The sequence below is a fragment of the Sodalis sp. RH24 genome, assembly GCF_047324145.1.
Taxonomy (GTDB): domain Bacteria; phylum Pseudomonadota; class Gammaproteobacteria; order Enterobacterales; family Enterobacteriaceae; genus Acerihabitans.
This window is the reverse complement of sequence record NZ_CP178729.1, coordinates 3,297,024-3,321,416: the sequence shown is the minus strand read 5'-3', so window position 1 is coordinate 3,321,416 and position 24,393 is coordinate 3,297,024. Positions and strand designations below refer to the sequence as shown.

The following is a 24,393-nucleotide window of genomic DNA, read 5'->3' as shown; positions in this document are numbered from 1 at the left end:
GACGATGGGGGATCAGCTTGGGTGCGTTCGCACCGGTAATAAGGGCGCCTGAGCGTTTCAGGCGCCTAACAGGTCTAACTCCGACAGGAGCCAATCCGTGAAAGATTTGCTTAAGTTTCTGAAAGCACAAACCAAGACCGAAGAGTTTGATGCGATCAAAATAGCTCTGGCCTCGCCAGATATGATCCGTTCCTGGTCGTTCGGCGAAGTCAAGAAGCCGGAAACCATTAACTACCGTACGTTTAAACCTGAACGTGACGGGCTTTTCTGCGCGCGAATCTTCGGGCCGGTAAAAGATTACGAGTGCTTGTGCGGTAAGTACAAGCGCCTGAAACACCGTGGCGTTATCTGTGAAAAATGCGGCGTTGAAGTCACTCAGACCAAAGTGCGTCGCGAACGCATGGGTCATATTGAGCTGGCCTCCCCGACCGCGCATATCTGGTTCCTGAAATCGCTGCCGTCCCGTATCGGCCTGCTGCTGGATATGCCGCTGCGTGATATCGAACGCGTGCTGTACTTCGAATCCTATGTGGTGGTCGAAGGCGGCATGACCAATCTGGAGCGTCGTCAGATCCTGACTGAAGAGCAGTATCTGGACGCGCTGGAAGAGTTCGGTGATGAATTCGACGCCAAGATGGGCGCCGAAGCGATCCAGGCCTTGCTGAAAAACATGGATCTGGAAGCGGAATGCGAAACGCTGCGTGAAGAGTTGAATGAAACCAACTCCGAAACCAAACGTAAAAAGCTGACCAAGCGTATCAAGCTGCTGGAAGCCTTTGTCCAGTCCGGCAACAAGCCGGAGTGGATGATCCTGACGGTGCTGCCGGTACTGCCGCCAGACCTGCGTCCGCTGGTGCCGTTGGACGGCGGTCGTTTCGCGACCTCCGATCTGAACGATTTGTACCGCCGCGTGATCAACCGTAACAACCGTTTGAAACGTCTGCTGGATCTGGCCGCGCCGGATATCATCGTGCGTAATGAAAAACGCATGCTGCAGGAAGCGGTGGATGCGCTGTTGGATAACGGCCGTCGCGGCCGGGCCATTACCGGCTCCAACAAGCGTCCGCTGAAATCCCTGGCCGACATGATCAAGGGCAAGCAGGGTCGTTTCCGTCAGAACCTGCTCGGCAAGCGCGTGGACTACTCCGGTCGTTCCGTGATTACCGTAGGCCCGTACCTGCGTCTGCATCAGTGCGGCCTGCCGAAAAAAATGGCGCTTGAACTGTTCAAACCCTTCATTTACGGCAAGCTGGAACTGCGTGGCCTCGCGACCACCATTAAAGCAGCCAAGAAGATGGTTGAACGTGAGGAAGCCGTTGTTTGGGATATCCTGGATGAAGTCATCCGCGAACACCCGGTACTGCTGAACCGTGCGCCAACCCTGCACCGTTTGGGTATCCAGGCGTTTGAACCGGTACTGATTGAAGGTAAGGCCATCCAGCTGCATCCGTTGGTTTGCGCGGCATACAATGCCGACTTCGACGGTGACCAGATGGCCGTGCACGTGCCGCTGACGCTGGAAGCACAGCTCGAAGCGCGCGCGCTGATGATGTCCACCAATAACATCCTGTCGCCGGCCAACGGCGAGCCTATCATCGTTCCGTCCCAGGACGTGGTATTGGGTCTGTATTACATGACCCGCGACCGTGTGAACGGTAAAGGCGAAGGCATGGTATTGACCGGGCCGAAGGAAGCCGAACGCATCTATCGCGGCGGCATTGCCGAGCTGCATGCGCGCGTTAAGGTGCGTATCACCGAGCATGCCAAGAACGAAGAAGGCGAATGGGTAGAGAACACCCACATCGTGGATACGACCGTCGGTCGCGCCATTCTGTGGATGATCGTGCCCAAGGGCCTGCCGTTTGCGCTGGTTAACCAGGCGCTGGGTAAAAAAGCCATCTCCAAGATGCTTAATACCTGTTACCGCGTGCTGGGCCTGAAGCCGACCGTTATCTTTGCCGACCAGATCATGTATACCGGTTTTGCCTACGCCGCCCGTTCGGGCTCGTCGGTAGGTATCGACGATATGGTTATCCCGGATAAGAAAGCGGGCATCATTGAAGAAGCCGAAGCCGAAGTGGCCGAAATCCAGGAGCAGTTCCAGTCTGGTTTGGTGACCGCGGGCGAACGCTACAACAAGGTGATCGATATCTGGGCCGCGGCCAACGAACGCGTTGCCAAGGCGATGATGGACAACCTGTCCACCGAAGCGGTGATTAACCGTGACGGCGTGGAAGAGCGCCAGGTTTCCTTCAACAGCATCTTTATGATGGCCGACTCCGGCGCCCGTGGTTCGGCGGCGCAGATTCGCCAGCTGGCGGGTATGCGTGGCCTGATGGCCAAGCCTGACGGCTCCATCATCGAAACGCCGATCACCGCGAACTTCCGTGAAGGCCTGAACGTGCTTCAGTACTTCATCTCGACCCATGGTGCTCGTAAAGGCTTGGCGGATACCGCGTTGAAGACCGCGAACTCCGGTTACCTGACCCGTCGCCTGGTCGACGTGGCGCAGGATCTGGTGGTGACTGAAGACGATTGCGGTACGCATGCCGGCGTGACCATGACCCCGGTCATCGAGGGTGGCGATGTTAAGGAACCGCTGCGTGAACGTGTATTGGGCCGTGTTACGGCTGAAGATGTTCTCAAGCCGGGTACCGCCGACATTCTGATGCCGCGCAATACGCTGCTGAACGAACAATGGTGTGACATCCTGGAAGAAAATTCCGTGGATATCATCAAGGTGCGTTCGGTCGTCACCTGCGAAACCGACTTCGGCGTGTGCGCCAATTGCTACGGCCGCGATCTGGCCCGCGGGCATCTGGTCAACAAAGGTGAGGCTATCGGCGTTATCGCCGCGCAGTCCATCGGCGAACCGGGCACCCAGCTGACCATGCGTACGTTCCATATCGGTGGCGCCGCCTCGCGTAACGCCGCCGAATCCAGCATTCAGGTGAAAAACAAGGGTACCATCCGCTTGAACAACGCCAAGTTCGTTGTCAATGGCGTGGGTAAACTGGTTATCACGTCGCGTAACACCGAACTGAAGCTGATCGACGAATTCGGCCGTACCAAGGAAAGCTATAAAGTGCCTTACGGTGCTGTTATGGCCAAGGGCGACGGTTCCGAAGTCCTGGGCGGCGAAACGGTTGCCAACTGGGATCCGCATACCATGCCTGTGATCACCGAAGTGAGCGGCTTTATGCGCTTCACCGACATGATCGACGGCCAGACCATTACCCGCCAGACCGACGAACTTACCGGTTTGTCTTCTATCGTGGTATTGGATACGGCGGAACGTACCGGTGGCGGTAAAGACCTGCGCCCGGCGCTGAAAATCGTCGATGCCAATGGCAATGACGTGCTGATCCCCGGTACCGATATGCCGGCGCAGTACTTCCTGCCGGGTAAAACCATCGTCCAGCTGGAAGATGGCTTGGCTATCACCGGCGGCGACACCCTGGCGCGTTTGCCGCAGGAATCGAGCGGTACCAAGGATATCACCGGTGGTCTGCCGCGTGTAGCCGACCTGTTCGAAGCCCGTCGTCCGAAAGAGCCGGCCATCCTGGCTGAAATCAGCGGTATCGTTTCTTTCGGTAAAGAAACCAAGGGCAAACGCCGCCTGGTCATTTCGCCGATCGATGGCAGCGATGCCTACGAGGAGATGATACCGAAATGGCGCCAGCTCAACGTGTTCGAAGGCGAACGCGTGGAACGCGGCGACGTGATTTCCGACGGACCGGAATCACCGCATGACATCCTGCGTCTGCGTGGTGTCCATGCCGTGACCCGTTACATCGTCAACGAAGTCCAGGATGTTTACCGTCTGCAGGGCGTTAAGATTAACGATAAACATATCGAAGTTATCGTTCGTCAGATGCTGCGCAAAGCAACCATCGTTAACGCCGGCGGCACCGACTTCCTGGAAGGCGAACAGGCTGAATACTCACGCGTCAAGATTGCCAACCGCCAGCTGGATGCGGACGGCAAGATTGAAATGACGTTTAGCCGCGATCTGCTGGGTATCACTAAAGCCTCGTTGGCCACGGAGTCCTTTATCTCCGCGGCCTCGTTCCAGGAGACAACGCGCGTGCTTACCGAAGCCGCCGTTGCCGGGAAACGCGATGAACTGCGCGGCCTGAAGGAAAACGTCATCGTCGGCCGGCTGATCCCAGCCGGTACCGGCTATGCCTACCATCAGGATCGCGCGCGCCGTCGCGCCTTGGGCGAAGTGCCGGTAGTACCGTCGGTCACCGCTGATGAAGCGTCCGCCAACATGGCGGAACTGCTTAACGCCGGTCTGGGTGGCAATAACGATAAATAATCGTTAATCCTTCCCCCTGACGTCCTATAAAACCGCCCTGACCGGGCGGTTTTTTTTTGCCTGGGTTTGAGTCATAGATTGAAGTTATTGGTATGAATTATATTAATGGTGACTAACTTAAATAGTGTTCTCTTTCAGAATACGAGTTTCTGGTAATTTAAATATCCGCCTTAATAATTCCCCTGAAATACATCATAATCTCATCAAGATGTTTTTATTTTTCCTGCAGATAATGTAATTAAAATAATTAATTTTCCAAAAAATATTAAGCTGCATTAACGACATAAGATAAGGAGAATTATGCATCGTTATTATAAATAAATTAAAAAGGAATTAGTGAAGCCATATCTGAATAATCACTATCCATGTAATAGCGCGCCCTGACGATTAATAGGAAAAATTCATGCCAGGAAAGCCCTCATACCCTACATCCGATCCTAAGAAATGTTCAGTCACCCGTACACCCGCCGACAACCGGCGTTTCCCATTATGGCGGCCCGTCGCCTGGATGGTCATTGCCGCGCAGGCCGTGTTCCCACTCAGTATAGCATCTGCTCCAGCGACAGCCTTAGGACAACCGGAGTCCGCCGCGGTGGAGAATAAGATTGCCGTCCATGCGCTGTCGGCGGGGAATATGCTGTCAGAACAACCAAGCGATAAAGCGGCGCTCAATATGGCGCGTTCGGCGCTGGTAAGCGGGGCGGGCCATTATGCCAAAGACTGGTTTGATCAATTCGGCACCGTGCGGTTACAGCTCAATCTCAATGAGCGATTCAAACTGGACAATAGCGCGCTCGATCTCTTGGTGCCGTTATATGAAAACCAGGATGCTATGGTATTCATCCAAGGGGGCATACGCAATAACGATCACCGTAATACCGGTAATATCGGCGGCGGCGTGCGGACTTTTTACGGCGATTGGATGTACGGAGTGAATACTTTTTATGATAATGACTTTACCGGAAGAAATCGCCGGGCCGGGATCGGCGCGGAAGCCTGGACCCATTACCTGAAATTATCGGCCAACAGCTATTTTCGCTTGAGCAGTTGGCGCCAATCGCGGGATTTCGCGGATTATAACGAACGACCGGCCAATGGTTATGACCTGCGTGCCGAGGCTTTTCTGCCGTCGCATCCGCAATTGGGCGGCAAGCTGATGTATGAAAGCTATCGCGGCGACGAGGTGGCGTTATTTGGCAAAAACAATCGGCAAAGGGATCCCTATGCGTTTACCTTGGGGCTTAATTATACGCCGTTTCCGCTATTGACCCTAGGCGGTGAGCATCGCCAGGGTAAGAGCGGGCAGCATGATTCCCGTATCAACCTGCAAATCAATTACCGCCTGGGGGATTCGTGGCTTGACCAGGTGGACCCATCCGCCGTTGCGGCCGGGCGAACCCTGGCAGGTAGCCGTTATGATCTGGTGGAGCGCAATAATCATATCGTGCTGGACTATCAAAAGCAGGATGCTATCCGCCTGCTGATGCCGGAGCGATTGAACGGGAATTCCGGCCAACAGCTCACCATCACCGCCCAGGTTACCGCTACCCATGCCCTGGACCGCGTGGAGTGGAATGCTGCGGAATTGATCGCCGCCGGCGGTTCCATCACGCAATCGGCGCCCCATATCCTGGCGGTGACCCTGCCGTCCTATCTGCCCGCCGGCACGACAAATCGTTATACCATTGGTGCAACGGCCCATGATAAAAAAGGCAACGCTTCAAGCCCCGCCTATACCCAGCTTACGGTGACCGGTCTGGGCATCAGCCTGGCGTCGACGTCCACGACGGCAACGCCGGACAGGTTACCGGCGGATGGTGTTTCAACCAGCCTGCTATCAATCAGTCTTAGGGATGAAAGCCATCAGCCGTTGAGTGGAATGGCGGAGGCGCTGACGTTGGATATTACATTTGAACGCGGGGACGGCCAGGCTTTCGCCGCGGCAAGCGCCGGCGTAACCGGCGCCGCGCCGGTGGTGGGTGATATCAGTGAAACCGCCGCCGGCGTCTATTCGGCCACCCTGGCCGCCGGCAGCGATACCGGACGGACAGTCATTACGCCGATGATTCACGGACAAGCGTTGCAGCCAATCAGCGTTGTCTTGCTGTCGTTGGATCTGGATCATAGCCGATCGGGGCTTGATATCAGTCGCGACAATATTCTTGCCGACGGCGCCGAACAGGCTACGGTCGTCTTCAGCGCCAGGGATGGCGCCGGCAATGCCCTCACCGGCCTCGGTCCGCGCTTAGTGTTTGCTATGACGGCATTAGAGGGCGCCGTTTTGACCGAGATAGAGGAAGATAACGGTAGCTATAGCAGCGCTTTAAAGGGCACTCAACCGGGGACGGTGACCATTACGCCGGTTGTGGACGGCGTGAAGAGGGACGCCTTGGCGAAAACCGTCAGCCTGCGCGCGGCCCAGGCATACGAAGGCCACTCTGATTTCAGCGTGGGCGAAGATACGCTTACGGTGGGCGATGCCTTCACTGTCTTGCGCTTTATCGCCAAGGACAAGGACGGCAAGCTTGTCACGGCGCTGGGCGAGCGTTTGAAATTTATCGCTTTGCCGTCAGCGGGGATCTCGATTTCAGACATGGTGGAAACCGACGGGCATTATACCGCCCGGCTGAGCGGTATCGTGGCGGGCAGTATCGATATCGCGCCGTCAATCGACGGCCAGCAATTAAGCAACTTGGTGAAAGTGATAACCTTGACGCCAGGCCCGTTCAGCGAGCTTCATTCCGTATTTAGCATCAGCGGGGACCCGCTTAAAGCCAATGATGAAGATAGCGTAGAGCTTAAGCTGATACCGCGGGATGAATATGGCAACCTGACCAAAACAGTAGGCAATATTGATTTTCATCCTTCATCGTTAACGGGTTTCAGACAAGAAAATGCGCGGTTTGATGGTGAGGGGGCCTATGTCGCCCGATTGTTCGGCTCCGTACCGGGACACTATACGATAACGCCGTCGGTTGGAGGCGATCGCATGGCGAGCCTGAGTAAGCCCATCACCCTGATCGCCTTGGCGGTGGATGCAGCCGAATCCGCCTTTGCAATCGATAAGGATACGCTGACGGCGGATAACACCGAGACCGCTACGCTGACCTTTAGCGCCAGGGATACGAGCGGCCGGGCAGTAGCCGGATTGGGCGCCCGGCTTGCTTTCAGCGCTTCGCCGGGAGATAACGTGACCCTCTCGCCTCTTAGCGAGAGTGATGGCACGTATACCGCCACCGTGCGGGGTACTAAACCCGGCATAGTCAGGGTCGCGCCCAAAGTGGACGGCGTCGAAATCAGCGAAATGGTAAAAGAGCTGAATTTCACTCCTGATAGCATTGAGTTAAAAGTCACAGTGGACAAGGCGCAGGCGCAAGCCGGCGAGCAGATTATGTTGACGGTGGACGCGACCTTGGGAGACGGTTCGCCGGCAGGCGATGTGCTCATCAATATCCATTCCCTTGGCGCCGTCAATCGGCAAAACAGGTCGGAAAGTGCCACGCTGTTGATTAACGATGCGCCAAAATATGAAGGCAGAGTGGCGATGGCGACGGGTAAAATCAGCATTCCGTTAACCGACCCCGTGGGGAAGGGGGTTAAAACCACTATTGAGGTTGTCGCACCCGGGGGGAAAAGTGTGACGCAAGACGTTATCTTTACCGTAGCCACCAGCCCGAACGTTCCGGCCGCCAATTATTATGGTCATATGGTAGAGTCCATCGGCGGTATCCAGCGCCCCAGGCTTACCTCAGAACTCACCGGCGGCTACAGCGAGAGTTTTAATCATGAAAATTGGGCAGTGGCGAGTTATTCACTGGCAAGCTCACACTGTAGATTGCCGTCCTTTACTTCTCTGCAGGCAGCCTATAGCACAATGCGCACGAGTGGATGGCCCTTATCCCCCGGCGGCTTTATTTGGTCTGGTACGGCATCCCCAATTGTTTTAGCCGGCCCGGCCGTCGAAGCTCTCAACAAACAGAACGGACTGAAATTGCTCATGGGGATATCAGGCGAGAACGCGGGATTTGTGGTGTGCGCCGATTAAAAATGTTCCGCTGCCCGGAGTAATCTAGGCTGGCGCTGATTAAGGCATACTTATCGGCGGGACTGATGATTGTCCCGCCGATAAATCAGATTAAAATCCTCGAAGTGCTCATCATCGTTTATTTAACCAGCGTCGGCGACCTGCCCAGATAATTGTCCCAATCCTTCCATACCGGTTGCAACCCGGCCTTTGTTACCATCCGCGCCACGGCCTGCGGCGAGCGGTTATCATGCGGCTCGAACTGCTCCAGCTCCGGCCGGCCGCCGGCATAACCGCCCGGTTGGGTCTTGGACCCGGCGCTGAGGCTGTTCACCATGATGGGCACCGCGTGATCGCGAAACCAGGGCGATTCCCGGGTGGACAACGACAGCTCTACGTCAGGGGCCAATAACCGGAAGGCGCACATCACTTGCAACAGCTGTGATTCATTCATCAGGGACGCAGGCGTAATGCCTCCGGCGCAGGGGCGCAGGCGCGGGAAAGAAAGCGAATAGCGGCTTTGCCAGTAGGTCTTTTGCAGATACAGCAAATGCTCGGCCACCATATAGCAGTCTGTGCGCCAGTTATCCGACAATCCTATCAGCGCCCCCAGGCCAATCTTGTCGATTCCGGCCCGCGCCAGCCGATCCGGCGTTTCCAGCCGCCAGGCAAAATCCATTTTTTGCCCGCGCAGATGATGTTTTTGATAGGTTGGCTCATGGTAGGTTTCCTGATAAACCATCACCCCATCCAGGCCGAGGGTTTTCAACTCGGCGTAATCTTCCTGGGATAATGGCTGTACTTCCATCATCAGCGCGCTGAAATACCGGCGGATCAACGGCACGTAACGGCGGAAATAGTCCATGCCCACCTTGGTCTTATGCTCGCCGGTGACCAGCAGCAGATTATCAAAACCCATCGCCCGGATGGCCTCGCATTCCTGGATGATTTCCTGCTCATCCAGCGTCTTGCGTTTCAGGTGATTGCTCATGGAAAAACCGCAATAGGTACAATCATTGGCGCACAGGTTGGAAAGATAGAGCGGCAGATAAAACCCCACCACATTGCCGAAACGCTGGCGGGTCAGTTGCTGGGCACGCTGCGCCATGGGTTCAAGATAAGGCAGCGCCGCCGGTGACAGCAGCGCCATGAAATCCTGCCGGTCCAGGCGCGGGGCATTCAGCGCCCGCTCCACGTCGCGCGCGGTCTTGGCGTGGATTTGCAGTCCGGCGTCGTCCCAGCCGAGCCGGCGCCAGTGGTCAAGAAAAGATGTCATCAGGCCACCCCCTCTTCCTGGGGATGGCGCAAAAATCCGGTTAGCGGGCTGGTGGCGCTGGCCTGGGTTAGCGTGGCGGCAAGCCCGGCCTCGCGCGCCAGGGCGCCGGCTTCCAGCGCCAGCCTGAACGCGCCGGCCATGGCCACCGGGTTGCGGGCCACGGCGATGGCGGTATTGACCAGTACCGCGTCGGCGCCCATTTCCAGCGCTTCCAGGGCCTGGCTGGGGGCGCCGATACCGGCGTCCACCACCACCGGCACGCCCGACTGTTCAATGATAATGCGCAGGAAATCGCGGGTGATCAAACCCTGATTGGAGCCGATCGGCGAACCTAGCGGCATCACCGCCGCACAGCCGGCCTCCTCCAGACGGCGGCATAATACCGGATCCGCGCCGCAGTAGGGCAAGACCACAAAACCTTCGCGCACCAGCTGTTCGGCCGCTTTCAACGTTTCGACCGCATCGGGCAGCAGGTATTTCATATCCGGATGGATTTCCAGTTTTATCCAGCGGGTGCCCAGCGCCTCGCGCGCCAGGCGGGCGGCGAACACCGCCTCCTCGGCGGTTTTTGCGCCTGAGGTATTGGGCAGTAACTTTACCCCTGCCTGGCGCAGGGCGGGCAGGATGGCGTCATTACCGCCGCGCAGGTCCACCCGGCGCATCGCCAGGGTGACCAATTGGCTGCCGGACGCGGCGATGGCTTGCCGCATTAATTCCGCGGTGGCGAATTTACCGGTGCCGGTAAACAGCCGGGACGTAAAAGTGGTATCGGCAATGGTTAACATGGTCAGCCTCCGGCAATGGCCTGGAAAAGTAAGATATCGTCGCCCTCGTTTACCGGCTGTTGGGCCCACCGGCTACGGGGAATAATGGTTTGATTGACCGCCAGCGCGCTGCCCTCGGGCGGGTGGCCGAGCAGCTCCAGCATGTCCAGCAGCGAGGGCGTGCCTGAAAGCGCGACGGGGGTATCGTTAAGGGTAATGTTCATAGCGCCTCTTCCCGCTGAACCGCCGCGGCGCACACCGGACAGCCGGCCGCGCGGGACAGGCGCAGGGTGCGCCAGTTCATCGACTTGCCGTCGAACAGCCGCAGCTGGCCGTCCAGCGTAGACGGCATGCCGCACAGGATTTTGATCGTCTCCAGGGCCTGCATGGCGCCCATGATGCCGACCAACGGCCCGAGCACGCCCGCGGTGCGGCAATTACGCCGCGGCTCGACGGCGTCGGGAAACAGGCAGGCATAACAGCCGTGCCGGTAGGGCGGCCGCAGCACCAGCAACTGACCGCTGAACCCCACCGCGCTGGCGCTGACCAGGGTTTTCCCCCGGCGGATACAGGCGGCATTGATGTCGTGACGGGTCTGCATATTATCACTGCAGTCCAGTACCATATCGGCCAGCGCCACCGCCTGATCGAGGTCATCCCCGGCCAGGCGCCGGCTCAGCGCGACATAATGGCCCAGGGGATTAAGCGCCTGCAGCTGCCGTAGCGCCGCCGCCGCCTTGGGCCGGGCGATATCCCCGGTGCGATAAAGGATTTGGCGCTGGAGATTGCTCACGTCCAGTTTATCGTCGTCGGCCAGCAGCAGCGTGCCGACCCCGGCGGCGGCAAGATAGAGCGCCGCCGGCGAACCCAGGCCGCCCAGTCCGGCGATCAGCACGGTTGCTGCGCTCAGATGCTCCTGGCCTCCGGGGCCTATCTCCTCCAGCAGCAATTGGCGGCTGTAGCGCAAAAAAGCCTGGTCGCTAAGCATTGCGCACCTCCCGGCCTTCGATTTTCCGCAATAACGTGGCGGTCGCCTGCCGCCAGTCGGCGGCCTTGGTGATGGCGCTGACCACCGCGATGCTGCCGACGCCGCAGCGCAGCACGTCGTCCACCCGATCGATACCAATACCGCCGATGGCCACGGTGGAGATGCCGGGCATGCCGGCCACCAGGCGTTTCAGTTCCGCCAGGCCCTGCGGCTGTGACGGCATGGCTTTGGTCTGGGTAGGGAAGATATGGCCGAGCGCGATATAGGATGGCTGTAGCGCCAAAGCGCGGGCCAGTTCGCTATCGTCGTGGGTGGAAAGACCGAGTCGCAATCCGGCGCGCTGGATGACGGCCAAATCCGCCGTAGCCAAATCCTCTTGTCCCAGGTGCACGCCATAGGCGCCGTGTTTAACCGCCAGCCGCCAATAATCGTTGATGAAAATCCGGGCGCGGTATTTCCGTCCCAGCAAAATCGCGGCCTCGATATCCGGTTCGACCCGGTCTTCCGGCTGGTCCTTGATGCGCAACTGCAGCGTGGCGACGCCGGCGTCCAGCAGCCGGACCAGCCATGCCAGCGAATCCACTACCGGATAGAGCCCGAGCCTGGGCTCGGTCGCCGCAAAGGGCGCGTCGGGCGCGATCATTTCGCCACCCCCGTATCCTCAGGCGCAAGATAGATTTCCCCGCCGCTGGCGCGAAACGCCGACGACATCTCCGCCATGCCGCTTTCCCGTACCTCAATCGCCTGGGCGGCGGCATAATCCCTGACCTCCTGGGAGATTTTCATCGAGCAGAATTTCGGACCGCACATGGAGCAAAAATGGGCTACTTTGCCGGATTCCTGCGGCAGCGTTTCATCGTGATAGGCGCGGGCGGTGGCCGGATCCAGGGCCAGATTAAACTGGTCCTCCCAACGGAATTCAAAGCGTGCCTTGGACATGGCGTTATCGCGTATTTGCGCCCCGGGATGGCCTTTGGCCAGATCGGCGGCGTGAGCGGCGATTTTATAGGTAATAAGCCCCTGCTTAACATCTTCTTTGTTCGGCAGGCCCAGATGCTCTTTCGGCGTGACGTAGCACAGCATCGCACAGCCGAACCAGCCGATAAGCGCGGCGCCGATGCCGGAGGTAAAATGGTCGTAACCCGGCGCGATATCGGTGGTCAGCGGCCCCAGGGTATAAAACGGCGCTTCGTGGCAATGCTCCAGCTGTTCGGTCATGTTGCGCCGGATCATCTGCATGGGAACATGGCCAGGGCCTTCGATCATCACCTGCACGTCGTACTCCCAGGCAACTTTGGTCAATTCGCCCAGGGTATAGAGTTCGGCAAACTGCGCTTCGTCGTTGGCATCATGGATGGAGCCGGGACGCAGGCCGTCCCCGAGGGATAATGAGACGTCGTAGTCGGCGCAAATCTGGCAAATATCGCGAAAATGCTCATAGAGGAAGCTTTCCTGGTGATGCGACAGGCACCATTTGGCCATAATGGATCCGCCGCGCGACACGATGCCGGTCAACCGTTTGGCGGTCATCGGCACGTAACGCAACAGCACGCCGGCATGGATGGTAAAATAGTCCACGCCCTGTTCCGCCTGCTCGAGCAAGGTGTCGCGAAAGCATTCCCAGGTCAGGTTTTCCGCCACGCCGTTGACTTTTTCCAGCGCCTGGTAGATGGGCACCGTGCCGATGGGCACCGGACTGTTGCGCAGGATCCACTCGCGGGTTTCATGGATATAGCGGCCGGTGGACAGGTCCATCACCGTATCCGCTCCCCAACGGGTCGCCCAGACCAGCTTCTCGACCTCTTCCTCAATGGATGAACTGACGGCCGAGTTGCCGATATTGGCGTTGACCTTGACCAGGAAATTGCGGCCGATAATCATCGGCTCCGACTCCGGATGGTTGATATTGGCGGGGATAATGGCACGACCGTCGGCCACTTCCCGGCGCACGAACTCCGGGGTAATATCCGGCGGCAAATGCGCGCCGAAGCTCTGGCCGGGATGCTGTTGCAGCAATACGTCGCCGCGGATGCGTTCGCGGCCCATATTTTCCCGCAGGGCGATAAACTCCATTTCCGGCGTAATGACGCCGGCGCGGGCATAATGCAATTGCGTGACGCGCCGGCCGGGTTTGGCGCGCCGCGGCGTATGGCTGGGGGCGAAACGAACCTCATCCAGGCCCTCGTCGGCCCGGCGTTCGCCGGTATAACGCGAGCTTAGGCTGTTCAACGCCTCGCTGTCCCCGCGCTGTTCAATCCAGCCCGAACGCAGGCGGTGAAGGCCGGCGCGCACGTCTATCTCTGTCGCCGGATCGCCATAGGGTCCGGCGGTGTCGTATACCGGCACCGGCTCGTTTTCTTCGTAGCGCGGCGTTTTGCCGTTGCCGCCGATAAGCGTGGGGCTAAGCGCGATCTCCCGCATCGGCACCCGGATGTCGGCGCTGTTGCCCTGGAGATAAATACGCCGGGAGTTGGGGAAGGCTTCGCCTTTCAGACGATGGATGAATTCCTGCGCCTGGGCGCGCTGCTCACGGCGGGAAGGGGTGGTTTTGGATAACGACATAGCAATTCCTCACAATAAACGGGAAAATTGCTTGTCAGGAGCGCTACGGGAGTAATGAGGCCGGGCTTTGAATTTAGAAAAATAGACTATAAATCAAAGCGTTGCTTTACTCTTGTTCCCTTCGCAGGTATTAACCCGATCAGGTTCCGCGGATCCCGAATTAACGGTCTCAGCCTGGCGTAATGTACGCGCTAGGCACTCCGACAAGATATAGCGGCCCGTGAAGGACCGGTTACGACTTACTGCTTACCGCAAAATTACGCCAGACGCGATACGTCCGGATTATTGGCGGCCGGCACCGAGGCCAGGTAGTCCGCTTTATATTCCAGCGCCTGCTGGATCAGTTTGTCCTCCAGGGCAAAACGCGTGGCCAGGGCCTCGCCCACGCCGGAAAGCGCCTGTTGGAACTCCATACAGTTATCATGATCGATGGCCGTTTCCAATTGGCTATCATAAAATGCCATGATTTGTTTGGTATTTTCCTGCAACGCCGGATACAACTGGGTACTGATGATTCTTTTGCTGCTGCTGGTATCGTCCGCGTCCTGAACGATACGATCGTAGATATGGAAATGGCCGGCGGAAAGGTAGTCCACCAGTTTATGGCAAAAGTCGTCCAGCGCGTTTTCGTCCAGGGGAGTATGCTTTTCTTTATTGGGCTTAAGACCGATGAGATGGTAATACGCAATGAGCAACTTCCTGCGGGCCAGTATCCACTGATCGATCAGTTCGTTACTGCCGCCAACGCGTTGAGCCAGAATGTCCAGCTGGTTTAGCATGATTGACTCCGATGTAATAAAGTAACGCTGCGTTACTCATCAATTAAAGCTAATTTCTAGCTTGCCAGTGAATAAGAGGTAGTGCAACTAAAATGGAACAAGAACTCAACGGTAGCGAAAATGGCTGGTGGATCGTCAGCCAGGACAGCAAATTGTGGTTACCCAAGGGGGAACTGCCATTTGGAACGGCATCGGCCTGGTCACTTCAAGGATTGACAGCGACGCTTATCGGCGAATGGGAGGGGTCGCCCGCCTGGCTGGTACGCCACGCCATGCCCCGGGATATGGGCTCGGTGCGCCAGATCATCGATAGCGACCCAGGCTTGTTCCAACTGGCGGGCCGGGGCGTGCAACTGGCGGAGTTTTATCGTTCCCATCGCTATTGCGGCTACTGCGGCCATGAGATGCGCGTCAGTAACCGGGAATGGGCCTGCCTGTGCGATCATTGCCATGAACGGTATTATCCGCAAATCGCGCCCTGTATTATCGTGGCGATCCGCCGCGGCGACGATATCCTGCTGGCCCAGCATACCCGCCATCGCGGCGGCATTTACACGGTGCTGGCCGGTTTTGCCGAGGTGGGGGAAACCCTGGAGCAGACCGTGGCCCGCGAGGTCATGGAGGAGACGCGGATTAAGGTGAAAAACGTCCGTTATGTCACCTCGCAGCCCTGGCCTTTCCCGCATTCGCTGATGATGGCGTTTATGGCGGAGTACGCCGGCGGCGAAATCACCCCCGATCATAATGAAATCCTTGATGCCGGCTGGTACCGTTATGACGCGCTGCCCCTGCTGCCGCCGCCCGGCACCGTGGCCAGGCGCTTAATTGAGGACACGGTCGCGCTCTGCCGCGCCGATCGGGAAAATGACGGCCCGCATGCTACACTCCATTCATAACTGCAAGGGAATCCTGTATGCATGAACTGAAGAACGACCGCTATCTGCGCGCCCTGCTGCGCCAGCCTGTTGATGTCACGCCCGTATGGATGATGCGCCAGGCCGGGCGTTATCTGCCGGAATATAAAGCCACCCGCGCCGAGGCCGGTGATTTTATGTCACTGTGCAGGAATGCCGAACTGGCCTGTGAAGTGACCTTGCAGCCGTTGCGTCGTTTTCCGCTTGATGCCGCGATCCTGTTTTCGGATATCCTGACGGTTCCCGACGCCATGGGACTGGAATTGTATTTTGAACAGGGGGAGGGGCCGTGCTTTGCCCGTCCGATTACCTGTAAAGCCGACGTGGAGCAGTTGCCGATACCGGATCCGGAGGTGGAGCTGGGGTATGTGATGGACGCCGTACGTACCATCCGGCGCAACCTGCGCGGAGAAGTGCCGCTGATTGGCTTCTCCGGCAGTCCCTGGACCCTGGCCACCTATATGGTTGAAGGCGGCACCAGCAAAGTCTTCACTAAAATCAAACAAATGATGTACGCCGAGCCGCAGACGCTGCATTTATTGCTCGATAAGCTGGCGGCGAGCGTAACGCTGTACCTGAACGCCCAGATTCGCGCCGGGGCGCAGTCGGTGATGATCTTTGATACCTGGGGCGGCGTGCTGACCGGCAGCGGCTATCTTGAGTTTTCCCTTGATTACATGCAAAAAATCATCGACGGCCTGCAGCGGGAGCATGAAGGCCGCCGGGTGCCGGTAACGCTGTTTACCAAAGGCGGAGGCCAATGGCTTGAAGCCATGGCGCAAACCGGTTGCGATGCGCTGGGCCTGGACTGGAGCACCGATATTCAGGCGGCGCGCCGTCGCGTGGGCGATAAGGTCGCGCTGCAGGGCAATATGGATCCTTCGGTGTTGTACGCGCCGCCGGCGCGTATTGAACAGGAAGTGGAGTCCATTCTGGCCGGTTTCGGCCGGGGTGAGGGGCATGTCTGCAATCTGGGGCACGGTATCCATCAGGACGTGCCGCCGGCACATGCGGGCATTTTTGTTGAGGCGGTGCATCGCCTGTCGCGCCCCTATCATCTGTAAAGACTGGTGAAAAAGGTGGAAAAAACATGGATATAACAGCATTGCGCGCCGAGCAGGTCGCCACCGCCAGTAGGGTCATACGCCATGACGATTTCGCTTTTTCCACGCCCGCGATAATCGCCGGCGCCGATGTGGGGTTCGAACAGGGGGGCGACGTTACCCGCGCGGCTATCGCGCTGCTGCGTTTTCCGTCGCTGGAGCTTATCGAATACCGCATTGCCCGTGTAACGACCACCATGCCTTATATTCCGGGTTTTTTGTCGTTTCGCGAGTATCCCGCCCTGCTGGCCGCCTGGGAACAGCTGAATCAGCGGCCGGATTTGCTGTTCGTCGATGGCCATGGTATTTCCCACCCGCGCCGTCTGGGCGTCGCCAGCCATTTTGGCCTGTTGGTCGACCAGCCGACTATCGGCGTGGCTAAGCGCCGGCTGTGCGGCCGGTTTGAGCCCTTGAGCGATGAGGCGGGCGCCAGGGCGCCGCTGATGGATAAAGGCGAACAGCTTGCCTGGGTATGGCGCAGCAAGATCCGCTGCAATCCTTTATTCATCTCCACCGGCCATCGCGTCGGCATGGACACTGCCCTGTATTGGGTACAACAATGCATGCGCGGCTACCGCTTGCCGGAGCCTACCCGCTGGGCGGATGCGGTGGCCTCTAATCGCACCGCGTTTAAACAGTGGGAGCAGGGGCGCGGCGAACCGGACTTTTTCGACCTGGAATAGGGTAACCGGCTAATTTCAGGTACACTGCGACGCAGATTAAGAGTAATGGAATAGCGCGATGTTACGTAACCCGATACATTTACGTCTGGAAAAGCAGGAAGCCTGGCAGCACGTCATTTTTATGGCGTCGCTGTGTGAACGGATGTACCCCAATTATCAACTGTTCTGCGTACAGACCGGCTTTGGCGACCCTGCCGTCTACCGGCGTATTCTCGACCTGGTTTGGGAGACACAGGTTGTTAAAGATGCTAAGGTCAATTTTGATTTACAATTGGAAAAGCTGGAAGAATGCATTCCCGCAGCGGATGATTACGATTTTTACGGCGTTTATCCGGCGATTGATGCCTGTGTGGCCCTGAGTGAATTATTGCACTCGCGGCTGAGCGGTGAAACGCTGGAGCATGCCGTCACCGTCAGCGAAACCTCTATCCGCACCGTGGCCATGCTGGAAATGACCCATGCGGAGCGGGAAATGACCGAAGAGGAGCTGAATGCCCTGCCCTCGATTGAAGAGGAATGGGACATTCAGTGGGAAATTTTTCGCCTGTTAGCTAATTGTGAAAACCGCGACGTAGAATTGATCAAAGGGCTGCGCGCAGACCTGCGCGAAGCCGGAATTAGCAATATTGGAATAATTTTACAGCAATAAGGCAATAAAACGTGATTTAAGACCTGTTTTGCCATGTCTTAATACTTCACATCTGCACCCCGTCTGGTCTACATTTGGGGGGGCATAAAAAAAGTGGCTATCGGTGCGTGTTTGCAGGAGAGTGCCGTATTCCGGCTTATCCGTCGTACTCGATGCTTAGCAAGCGATAAACACACTGTAAGGATAACATATGAACAAGACTCAACTGATTGATGTAATTGCTGATAAGGCCGATCTTTCGAAGGCGCAGGCGAAGTCGGCTCTGGAATCCACTTTGGCAGCAATTACCGAGTCTCTTAAAGAGGGTGATGCAGTACAATTGGTTGGTTTCGGTACTTTCAAAATTAATCATCGCAACGAACGCACTGGCCGTAATCCTCAGACCGGTAAAGAAATCAAAATCGCCGCGGCCAATGTTCCGGCATTTGTTTCTGGCAAGGCTCTGAAAGACGCTGTTAAGTAACCACCGTGTGTTGGTGAAAAGATTAAGCATAGGGGCAACCGTGCCCCTTTTGTTTTTGCGCCGGTGCGGTTGGCTCGGGCTGCTGGCCTGTCTCCTCACGGCATGCGGTTCGCATTCCAAGGCGCCGCCTGCGTTCACCGCCAGCGGTTATGTCGCCGATCGGGGCGCCATGCGCTTATGGCGTAAAGACGACGCGGCACAGCAAACGGTCAATATCGTCAGCGTCTACAGCCCCTATCAGGGCGAAAATACCATCATTACCCGCTATCAATTCCTCCATGACGACGTGCGCCAGATTAACCGGACGCAAAACGGCGCACATCCGCAAACCGTGCAAATCCGCTTTGACGATCAGGGTAATCCCAGCTATATGCAGCGTCAGCGCGATGGGCTGCGTGAAAAACTCAGTGATGACGAACTGGCGTTGTATCAGTTTGAAGCCAGGCGACTGCTGGATGTCAGCAGCACGCTACGTGCCGGACAGGTAAAGCTGATGCAGGGGATATGGCGCGACGGCGTGATAGCCACCTGCGACGGCAAAACGGCGCGGCCTGATTTTGACCAGCGCTCGGCCTCGTGGATTGCGGCGCGCGCCCAACATTCCACCGGACAACTGGGCATCGCCTGGCTGGAGGCACCGGAAGGGACGCAGCTGTTACTGGTCGCCAATGAAGACTTCTGCCACTGGCAACCTAAAAAAAGCGAGTTGTAGTCACCCGCCTGCAAGCCAACATCGACAGGGCGCCGCGCATTGCCCAACGTCATGAATGCGCGACACCAGATGATGACAGGATTATTGCTCGCGTTGGATCGCGCGATAGCCGATATCCGACCGGCAGAAACTGTCCTGCCAGCGAATAGACTTCGCCGCGCGATAGGCCCTGGCCTGAGCATCCGCCACCGTTTCGCCCAGCGCGGTAACGCACAAAACCCGCCCTCCCTGCGTCAGTACCTTACCGTCCGCCAGACAGGTGCCGGCATGAAAGACTTTTTCGCCTGCTGTCTCAGCCGTCGGCAGGCCGCTGATTTCGTCCCCGGTGCGGTAATCCCCCGGATAGCCGCCGGCGGCCAGGACCACACCCAGGGCCGGTCGTTCATCCCATAACGAGCTTTCCCGATCCAGATGCCCTTCGGTGGCCGCCAGGCACAGCGCCACCAGATCGGAACGCATGCGCAGCATGATGGGCTGGGTTTCCGGATCGCCGAAGCGGCAGTTAAATTCAATCACCTTTGGCTGGCCATCAGCGTTGATCATCAGTCCGGCATATAAAAAGCCGGTATAGATATTCCCTTCCGACGCCATGCCGCGCACCGTCGGCCAGATAACCTGATCCATAACACGCTGGTGGATTTCATCCGTAACCACCGGGGCGGGGGAATATGCCCCCATGCCGCCCGTGTTGGGACCGGTATCGCCGTCGCCGACCCGTTTATGGTCCTGGCTGGTGGCCATCGGCACGACATGATCGCCGTCCACCATCACGATAAAGCTGGCTTCCTCGCCTTCCAGGAATTCCTCCACCACGATGCGGTGCCCGGCATCGCCGAAGGCGTTACCGGCCAGCATATCCTCAATGGCCGCTTCCGCTTGCGCAAGCGTCATAGCCACGATCACGCCTTTGCCGGCGGCCAGGCCGTCCGCTTTGATAACAATGGGCGCGCCTTTGCTGCGCACGTAGGCCAGCGCCTGGTCGATATCGGTAAAGTTACCGTATTCCGCGCTGGGGATATGGTGGCGGGCCAGGAAATCCTTGGTAAACGCCTTCGAGCCTTCCAACTGCGCCGCCGCTTTGGTCGGGCCGAATACCGGCAGGCCGGCTGAGCGGAACGCATCCACCACGCCCATCACCAGCGGCGCTTCGGGGCCGACGATGGTCAGGCCGATGGCGTGGCTTTGGGCGAAGGCGACCAGCGCCGGGATATCGGTCGGGCCGATGTCGACGTTTTCAAGCGCCGGTTCGAGGGCGGTGCCGGCATTGCCGGGCGCTACATAGACTTTATCCGCCAGCGGCGATTGGGCGGCCTTCCAGGCCAGGGCATGCTCGCGGCCGCCGTTCCCGATAATTAAGATATTCATTGGTCGCTCCTGGGCTTAGTGGCGGAAATGACGCATATCGGTAAAGATCATGGCGATGCCATGTTCGTTGGCCGCGGCAATGACTTCGTCATCGCGAATGGAACCGCCGGGCTGGATCACGCAGCTGATGCCGACCGCCGCCGCCGCGTCAATTCCGTCGCGAAACGGGAAAAACGCATCGGAGGCCATGGCCGAGCCGCGCACGTCCAGCCCTTCGTCCGCCGCCTTGATGCCGGCGATTTTCGCCGAATAAACGCGGCTCATCTGGCCCGCCCCGATACCAATGGTCATGTTATCGCGGGCATAAACGATGGCGTTGGATTTAACGAATTTAGCCACTTTCCAGCAAAAAAGCGCGTCGCGCAGCTCGCTTGCGGTCGGCCGGCGTTCGGTGACGATGCGCAGATCCGCCTCGCCGACCATGCCTAAGTCGCGATCCTGTACCAACAGGCCGCCGTTAACCCGCTTGAAGTCCAGCGCCGGCACCCGGGACGACCAGACGCCGCTGGCCAGTACCCGGACATTTTGCTTGGCGGCAAGGATGGCCAGGGCGTCGTCGTTAACGGACGGCGCGATAATCACTTCCACGAACTGGCGGCTGATAATGGCTTGCGCGGCGGCGGCGTCAAGAGGGCGGTTAAAGGCGATAATGCCGCCAAACGCCGAGGTGGGATCGGTTTTATAGGCGCGCTCATATGCCTCGAGCAACGCGCCGCCGGTGGCAACGCCGCAAGGATTGGCATGCTTGACAATCACGCAGGCCGGCTCGGCGAATTCCTTTACGCACTCCAGGGCGGCGTCGGTATCGGCGATATTGTTATAGGATAGCGCCTTGCCCTGCAACTGCCGCGCGGTGGCGACCGAGGCTTCCCGCACCGGCTCTTCTATATAGAAGGCGGCCAGCTGATGGCTGTTTTCTCCGTAGCGCATATCCTGTTTTTTGATAAAGTTCAGGTTAAGGGTGCGTGGGAAACGTCCGGCGGGTACGGTGGTATCGCCGTGATAGGCCGGTACCTGGCTGCCGAAGTAGTTGGCGATCATGCTGTCGTAGGCGGCGGTATGCTCAAAGGCCTTGATGGCCAGATCAAAACGGGTCGCCAGCGTCAGCGAGCCGTTATGCGCATCCAGCTCGGCAATGATCCCGGCGTAATCGCCGCTGTTAACCACGATCGCCACGTCTTTATGATTCTTGGCGGCGGAGCGCACCATGGTAGGCCCGCCGATATCGATATTCTCCACCGCTTCCTCGCGGGTACAGCCTTCACGCGCCACTGTGCTGGCAAACGGATAAAGATTAACCACCACCATATCGATGGGGTCGATATGGTGCTGTTGCATAATTGCATCGTCCTGGCCGCGTCGCCCCAGAATGCCGCCATGGACCTTGGGATGCAGGGTTTTCACCCGTCCATCCATCATTTCTGGAAAACCGGTGTAATCGGAAACCTCGGTCACCGGCAGCCCTGCCTCCGCCAGCAGCCGCGCGGTGCCGCCGGTGGAGAGCAGCGTGATGCCGCGTTGCGATAATGACTGAGCGAATTCTACGATACCGGCTTTGTCAGACACACTGAGCAAGGCGCGGCGAACAGGACGTGGTTGTTGCATGGTCAATTTATCCCTTGATTGGATAGCTTTAATAAAAAACTGGTATCAAGCGGCGGTTTTTTACTGAAAAAAGCCGCCGCTTGATAAAATACGCGAGCCGATAAAATTTGCGTGAATTGTAGCGAAAACGATTGCGCGATGCTCGGCAATTTTTGCCTGCGGCAATCATCTGTGGATAAGTTTGTGCAAAAGAGGGTATAAACCCCGGTATTGCTGTGGAATGCAGCAAACAGTTCGGATTGGGCAAATTAGCTGTTGCGGCTTCGGTTGAAATCCCTATAATGCGCCTCCATCGACCGGCACCGTGCAGCACATCGCAGGGTAGCGGAAACGAGTCAGAAGACAGGCCGAACGGGCTTGACACTGAAAGAGGAAAGCGTAACATACGCCACCTCGCGCCAGACTGATTACAGCGGCGCACTGCTCTTTAACAATTTATCAGACAATCTGTGTGGGCACTCACAAGACCGTATCGAAACACAAAATACCAAGTCTTGAAGAGTGAACAAACAGTTAATTCATAAGATTAACAGTATGACAATCTTTGAGCATCAAGCTTTTAATTGAAGAGTTTGATCATGGCTCAGATTGAACGCTGGCGGCAGGCCTAACACATGCAAGTCGAGCGGCAGCGGAAAGTAGCTTGCTACTTTGCCGGCGAGCGGCGGACGGGTGAGTAATGTCTGGGGATCTGCCTGATGGTGGGGGATAACTACTGGAAACGGTAGCTAATACCGCATAACGTCGCAAGACCAAAGTGGGGGACCTTCGGGCCTCACGCCATCGGATGAACCCAGATGGGATTAGCTAGTAGGTGAGGTAATGGCTCACCTAGGCGACGATCCCTAGCTGGTCTGAGAGGATGACCAGCCACACTGGAACTGAGACACGGTCCAGACTCCTACGGGAGGCAGCAGTGGGGAATATTGCACAATGGGCGCAAGCCTGATGCAGCCATGCCGCGTGTGTGAAGAAGGCCTTCGGGTTGTAAAGCACTTTCAGCGGGGAGGAAGGCGATAAGGTTAATAACCTTGTTGATTGACGTTACCCGCAGAAGAAGCACCGGCTAACTCCGTGCCAGCAGCCGCGGTAATACGGAGGGTGCGAGCGTTAATCGGAATTACTGGGCGTAAAGCGTACGCAGGCGGTCTGTTAAGTCAGATGTGAAATCCCCGGGCTTAACCCGGGAACTGCATTTGAAACTGGCAGGCTAGAGTCTCGTAGAGGGGGGTAGAATTCCAGGTGTAGCGGTGAAATGCGTAGAGATCTGGAGGAATACCGGTGGCGAAGGCGGCCCCCTGGACGAAGACTGACGCTCAGGTACGAAAGCGTGGGGAGCAAACAGGATTAGATACCCTGGTAGTCCACGCTGTAAACGATGTCGATTTGAAGGTTGTGGCCTTGAGCCGTGGCTTTCGGAGCTAACGCGTTAAATCGACCGCCTGGGGAGTACGGCCGCAAGGTTAAAACTCAAATGAATTGACGGGGGCCCGCACAAGCGGTGGAGCATGTGGTTTAATTCGATGCAACGCGAAGAACCTTACCTACTCTTGACATCCAGAGAAGTTTGCAGAGATGCGAATGTGCCTTCGGGAACTCTGAGACAGGTGCTGCATGGCTGTCGTCAGCTCGTGTTGTGAAATGTTGGGTTAAGTCCCGCAACGAGCGCAACCCTTATCCTTTGTTGCCAGCACGTAATGGTGGGAACTCAAAGGAGACTGCCGGTGACAAACCGGAGGAAGGTGGGGATGACGTCAAGTCATCATGGCCCTTACGAGTAGGGCTACACACGTGCTACAATGGCGCATACAAAGAGAAGCGAACTCGCGAGAGTAAGCGGACCTCACAAAGTGCGTCGTAGTCCGGATTGGAGTCTGCAACTCGACTCCATGAAGTCGGAATCGCTAGTAATCGTGGATCAGAATGCCACGGTGAATACGTTCCCGGGCCTTGTACACACCGCCCGTCACACCATGGGAGTGGGTTGCAAAAGAAGTAGGTAGCTTAACCTTCGGGAGGGCGCTTACCACTTTGTGATTCATGACTGGGGTGAAGTCGTAACAAGGTAACCGTAGGGGAACCTGCGGTTGGATCACCTCCTTACCGAAATAGATACTAATTGTGTAGTGTCCACACAGATTGTCTGATAACTGTAATGAGCAAACAGCTCGTATGGTTTTTTTTG

General features: G+C 57.4%; 17 protein-coding genes, 1 rRNA gene and 1 riboswitch. Of the genes, 9 read left to right on the top strand and 9 right to left on the bottom strand.

Features of this window, described 5'->3' with window-relative positions:
* Positions 1-97 precede the first annotated feature (97 nt).
* Together rpoC and ACL2XG_RS15050 are read left to right on the top strand one after the other, a co-directional pair.
* On the top strand, positions 98-4,321 hold the full coding sequence (gene rpoC, locus ACL2XG_RS15055) for a DNA-directed RNA polymerase subunit beta' (RefSeq protein WP_410012668.1): 4,224 nt from the start codon (positions 98-100) through the stop codon (positions 4,319-4,321).
* A 592-nt stretch (positions 4,322-4,913) separates the two neighbouring features.
* Entirely contained in the window at positions 4,914-8,366 is a 3,453-nt protein-coding gene (locus ACL2XG_RS15050; protein WP_413721818.1) for an inverse autotransporter beta domain-containing protein, read from the top strand.
* Positions 8,367-8,484: 118 nt separating this feature from the next.
* Here ACL2XG_RS15050 and thiH read toward each other — a convergent pair whose 3' ends face one another.
* The 7 genes from thiH to rsd all read right to left on the bottom strand — a co-directional run bounded on the left by thiH (position 8,485) and on the right by rsd (position 14,714).
* The gene (gene thiH / locus ACL2XG_RS15045; protein WP_410012666.1) at positions 8,485-9,621 is read right to left on the bottom strand and encodes a 2-iminoacetate synthase ThiH; all 1,137 of its coding nucleotides are present in this window, start codon (positions 9,619-9,621) and stop codon (positions 8,485-8,487) included.
* Positions 9,621-10,406 (bottom strand): thiazole synthase, encoded by a 786-nt coding sequence (locus ACL2XG_RS15040; protein WP_413721819.1) that lies wholly within the window; start codon positions 10,404-10,406, stop codon positions 9,621-9,623. Before ACL2XG_RS15040 ends, thiH begins: the two co-directional genes overlap by 1 nt.
* A 2-nt stretch (positions 10,407-10,408) precedes the next feature.
* Positions 10,409-10,609, bottom strand: coding sequence for a sulfur carrier protein ThiS (gene thiS / locus ACL2XG_RS15035; RefSeq protein ID WP_410012664.1), 201 nt, complete (start codon positions 10,607-10,609; stop codon positions 10,409-10,411).
* Positions 10,606-11,373 carry a HesA/MoeB/ThiF family protein gene (locus tag ACL2XG_RS15030; protein ID WP_413721820.1) on the bottom strand — a complete coding sequence of 256 codons (768 nt, stop codon included), beginning with the start codon at positions 11,371-11,373 and terminating at the stop codon, positions 10,606-10,608. The genes thiS and ACL2XG_RS15030 overlap by 4 nt, the downstream gene beginning before the upstream one ends.
* Positions 11,366-12,016 carry a thiamine phosphate synthase gene (gene thiE, locus ACL2XG_RS15025; RefSeq protein ID WP_413721821.1) on the bottom strand — a complete coding sequence of 217 codons (651 nt, stop codon included), beginning with the start codon at positions 12,014-12,016 and terminating at the stop codon, positions 11,366-11,368. Before thiE ends, ACL2XG_RS15030 begins: the two co-directional genes overlap by 8 nt.
* Positions 12,013-13,935: a phosphomethylpyrimidine synthase ThiC gene (gene thiC / locus ACL2XG_RS15020; protein WP_413721822.1), complete on the bottom strand. Its 1,923-nt coding sequence runs from the start codon at positions 13,933-13,935 to the stop codon at positions 12,013-12,015. The genes thiE and thiC overlap by 4 nt, the downstream gene beginning before the upstream one ends.
* 99 nt (positions 13,936-14,034) lie before the next feature.
* Positions 14,035-14,148, bottom strand: a riboswitch (TPP riboswitch).
* A gap of 44 nt (positions 14,149-14,192) precedes the next feature.
* Entirely contained in the window at positions 14,193-14,714 is a 522-nt protein-coding gene (rsd, locus tag ACL2XG_RS15015) for a sigma D regulator (protein WP_410012660.1), read from the bottom strand.
* Positions 14,715-14,806: 92 nt separating this feature from the next.
* On the opposite strand from rsd, the gene nudC reads away from it, so the two are divergent.
* The 6 genes from nudC (at position 14,807) to ACL2XG_RS14985 (ending at position 19,238) form a co-directional block, all read left to right on the top strand.
* Positions 14,807-15,610, top strand: a complete 804-nt coding sequence (nudC, locus tag ACL2XG_RS15010) for an NAD(+) diphosphatase (protein WP_410012659.1) — start codon at positions 14,807-14,809, stop codon at positions 15,608-15,610.
* Between the two features lie 17 nt (positions 15,611-15,627).
* Complete coding sequence (gene hemE, locus ACL2XG_RS15005) at positions 15,628-16,692, top strand: uroporphyrinogen decarboxylase (RefSeq protein ID WP_410012658.1); 1,065 nt, start codon at positions 15,628-15,630, stop codon at positions 16,690-16,692.
* 26 nt (positions 16,693-16,718) lie between these two features.
* Entirely contained in the window at positions 16,719-17,414 is a 696-nt protein-coding gene (gene nfi / locus ACL2XG_RS15000) for a deoxyribonuclease V (protein WP_413721823.1), read from the top strand.
* A gap of 58 nt (positions 17,415-17,472) precedes the next feature.
* Entirely contained in the window at positions 17,473-18,063 is a 591-nt protein-coding gene (locus ACL2XG_RS14995) for a YjaG family protein (protein WP_413721824.1), read from the top strand.
* Between the two features lie 190 nt (positions 18,064-18,253).
* Positions 18,254-18,526 carry a nucleoid-associated protein HU-alpha gene (gene hupA / locus ACL2XG_RS14990; RefSeq protein WP_162368642.1) on the top strand — a complete coding sequence of 91 codons (273 nt, stop codon included), beginning with the start codon at positions 18,254-18,256 and terminating at the stop codon, positions 18,524-18,526.
* Between the two features lie 40 nt (positions 18,527-18,566).
* Positions 18,567-19,238: a DUF1481 domain-containing protein gene (locus ACL2XG_RS14985; RefSeq protein WP_410012655.1), complete on the top strand. Its 672-nt coding sequence runs from the start codon at positions 18,567-18,569 to the stop codon at positions 19,236-19,238.
* Positions 19,239-19,319: 81 nt separating this feature from the next.
* Here the strand turns inward: ACL2XG_RS14985 and purD are convergent, their stop codons facing one another.
* Both purD and purH read right to left on the bottom strand, forming a co-directional pair.
* On the bottom strand, positions 19,320-20,603 hold the full coding sequence (purD, locus tag ACL2XG_RS14980) for a phosphoribosylamine--glycine ligase (protein ID WP_410012654.1): 1,284 nt from the start codon (positions 20,601-20,603) through the stop codon (positions 19,320-19,322).
* A 15-nt stretch (positions 20,604-20,618) separates the two neighbouring features.
* Positions 20,619-22,208: a bifunctional phosphoribosylaminoimidazolecarboxamide formyltransferase/IMP cyclohydrolase gene (gene purH, locus ACL2XG_RS14975; RefSeq protein WP_410012653.1), complete on the bottom strand. Its 1,590-nt coding sequence runs from the start codon at positions 22,206-22,208 to the stop codon at positions 20,619-20,621.
* Between the two features lie 560 nt (positions 22,209-22,768).
* Between purH and ACL2XG_RS14970 the strand changes: the two genes are divergently transcribed.
* Positions 22,769-24,311 (top strand): 16S ribosomal RNA (locus ACL2XG_RS14970).
* Positions 24,312-24,393: the final 82 nt, after the last annotated feature.

Excerpts from the sequence above, each read along its gene's own strand:
- ACL2XG_RS15040 (WP_413721819.1), bottom strand. The coding sequence starts at position 10,406 with ATGTTAACCATTGCCGATACCACTTTTACGTCCCGGCTGTTTACCGGC.
- purD (WP_410012654.1), bottom strand. The coding sequence starts at position 20,603 with ATGAATATCTTAATTATCGGGAACGGCGGCCGCGAGCATGCCCTGGCC.
- rsd (WP_410012660.1), bottom strand. The coding sequence starts at position 14,714 with ATGCTAAACCAGCTGGACATTCTGGCTCAACGCGTTGGCGGCAGTAAC.
- thiH (WP_410012666.1), bottom strand. The coding sequence starts at position 9,621 with ATGACATCTTTTCTTGACCACTGGCGCCGGCTCGGCTGGGACGACGCC.
- hupA (WP_162368642.1), top strand. The coding sequence starts at position 18,254 with ATGAACAAGACTCAACTGATTGATGTAATTGCTGATAAGGCCGATCTT.
- hemE (WP_410012658.1), top strand. The coding sequence starts at position 15,628 with ATGCATGAACTGAAGAACGACCGCTATCTGCGCGCCCTGCTGCGCCAG.
- ACL2XG_RS14995 (WP_413721824.1), top strand. The coding sequence starts at position 17,473 with ATGTTACGTAACCCGATACATTTACGTCTGGAAAAGCAGGAAGCCTGG.
- ACL2XG_RS15030 (WP_413721820.1), bottom strand. The coding sequence starts at position 11,373 with ATGCTTAGCGACCAGGCTTTTTTGCGCTACAGCCGCCAATTGCTGCTG.
- thiS (WP_410012664.1), bottom strand. The coding sequence starts at position 10,609 with ATGAACATTACCCTTAACGATACCCCCGTCGCGCTTTCAGGCACGCCC.
- nfi (WP_413721823.1), top strand. The coding sequence starts at position 16,719 with ATGGATATAACAGCATTGCGCGCCGAGCAGGTCGCCACCGCCAGTAGG.
- purH (WP_410012653.1), bottom strand. The coding sequence starts at position 22,208 with ATGCAACAACCACGTCCTGTTCGCCGCGCCTTGCTCAGTGTGTCTGAC.
- nudC (WP_410012659.1), top strand. The coding sequence starts at position 14,807 with ATGGAACAAGAACTCAACGGTAGCGAAAATGGCTGGTGGATCGTCAGC.
- thiC (WP_413721822.1), bottom strand. The coding sequence starts at position 13,935 with ATGTCGTTATCCAAAACCACCCCTTCCCGCCGTGAGCAGCGCGCCCAG.
- thiE (WP_413721821.1), bottom strand. The coding sequence starts at position 12,016 with ATGATCGCGCCCGACGCGCCCTTTGCGGCGACCGAGCCCAGGCTCGGG.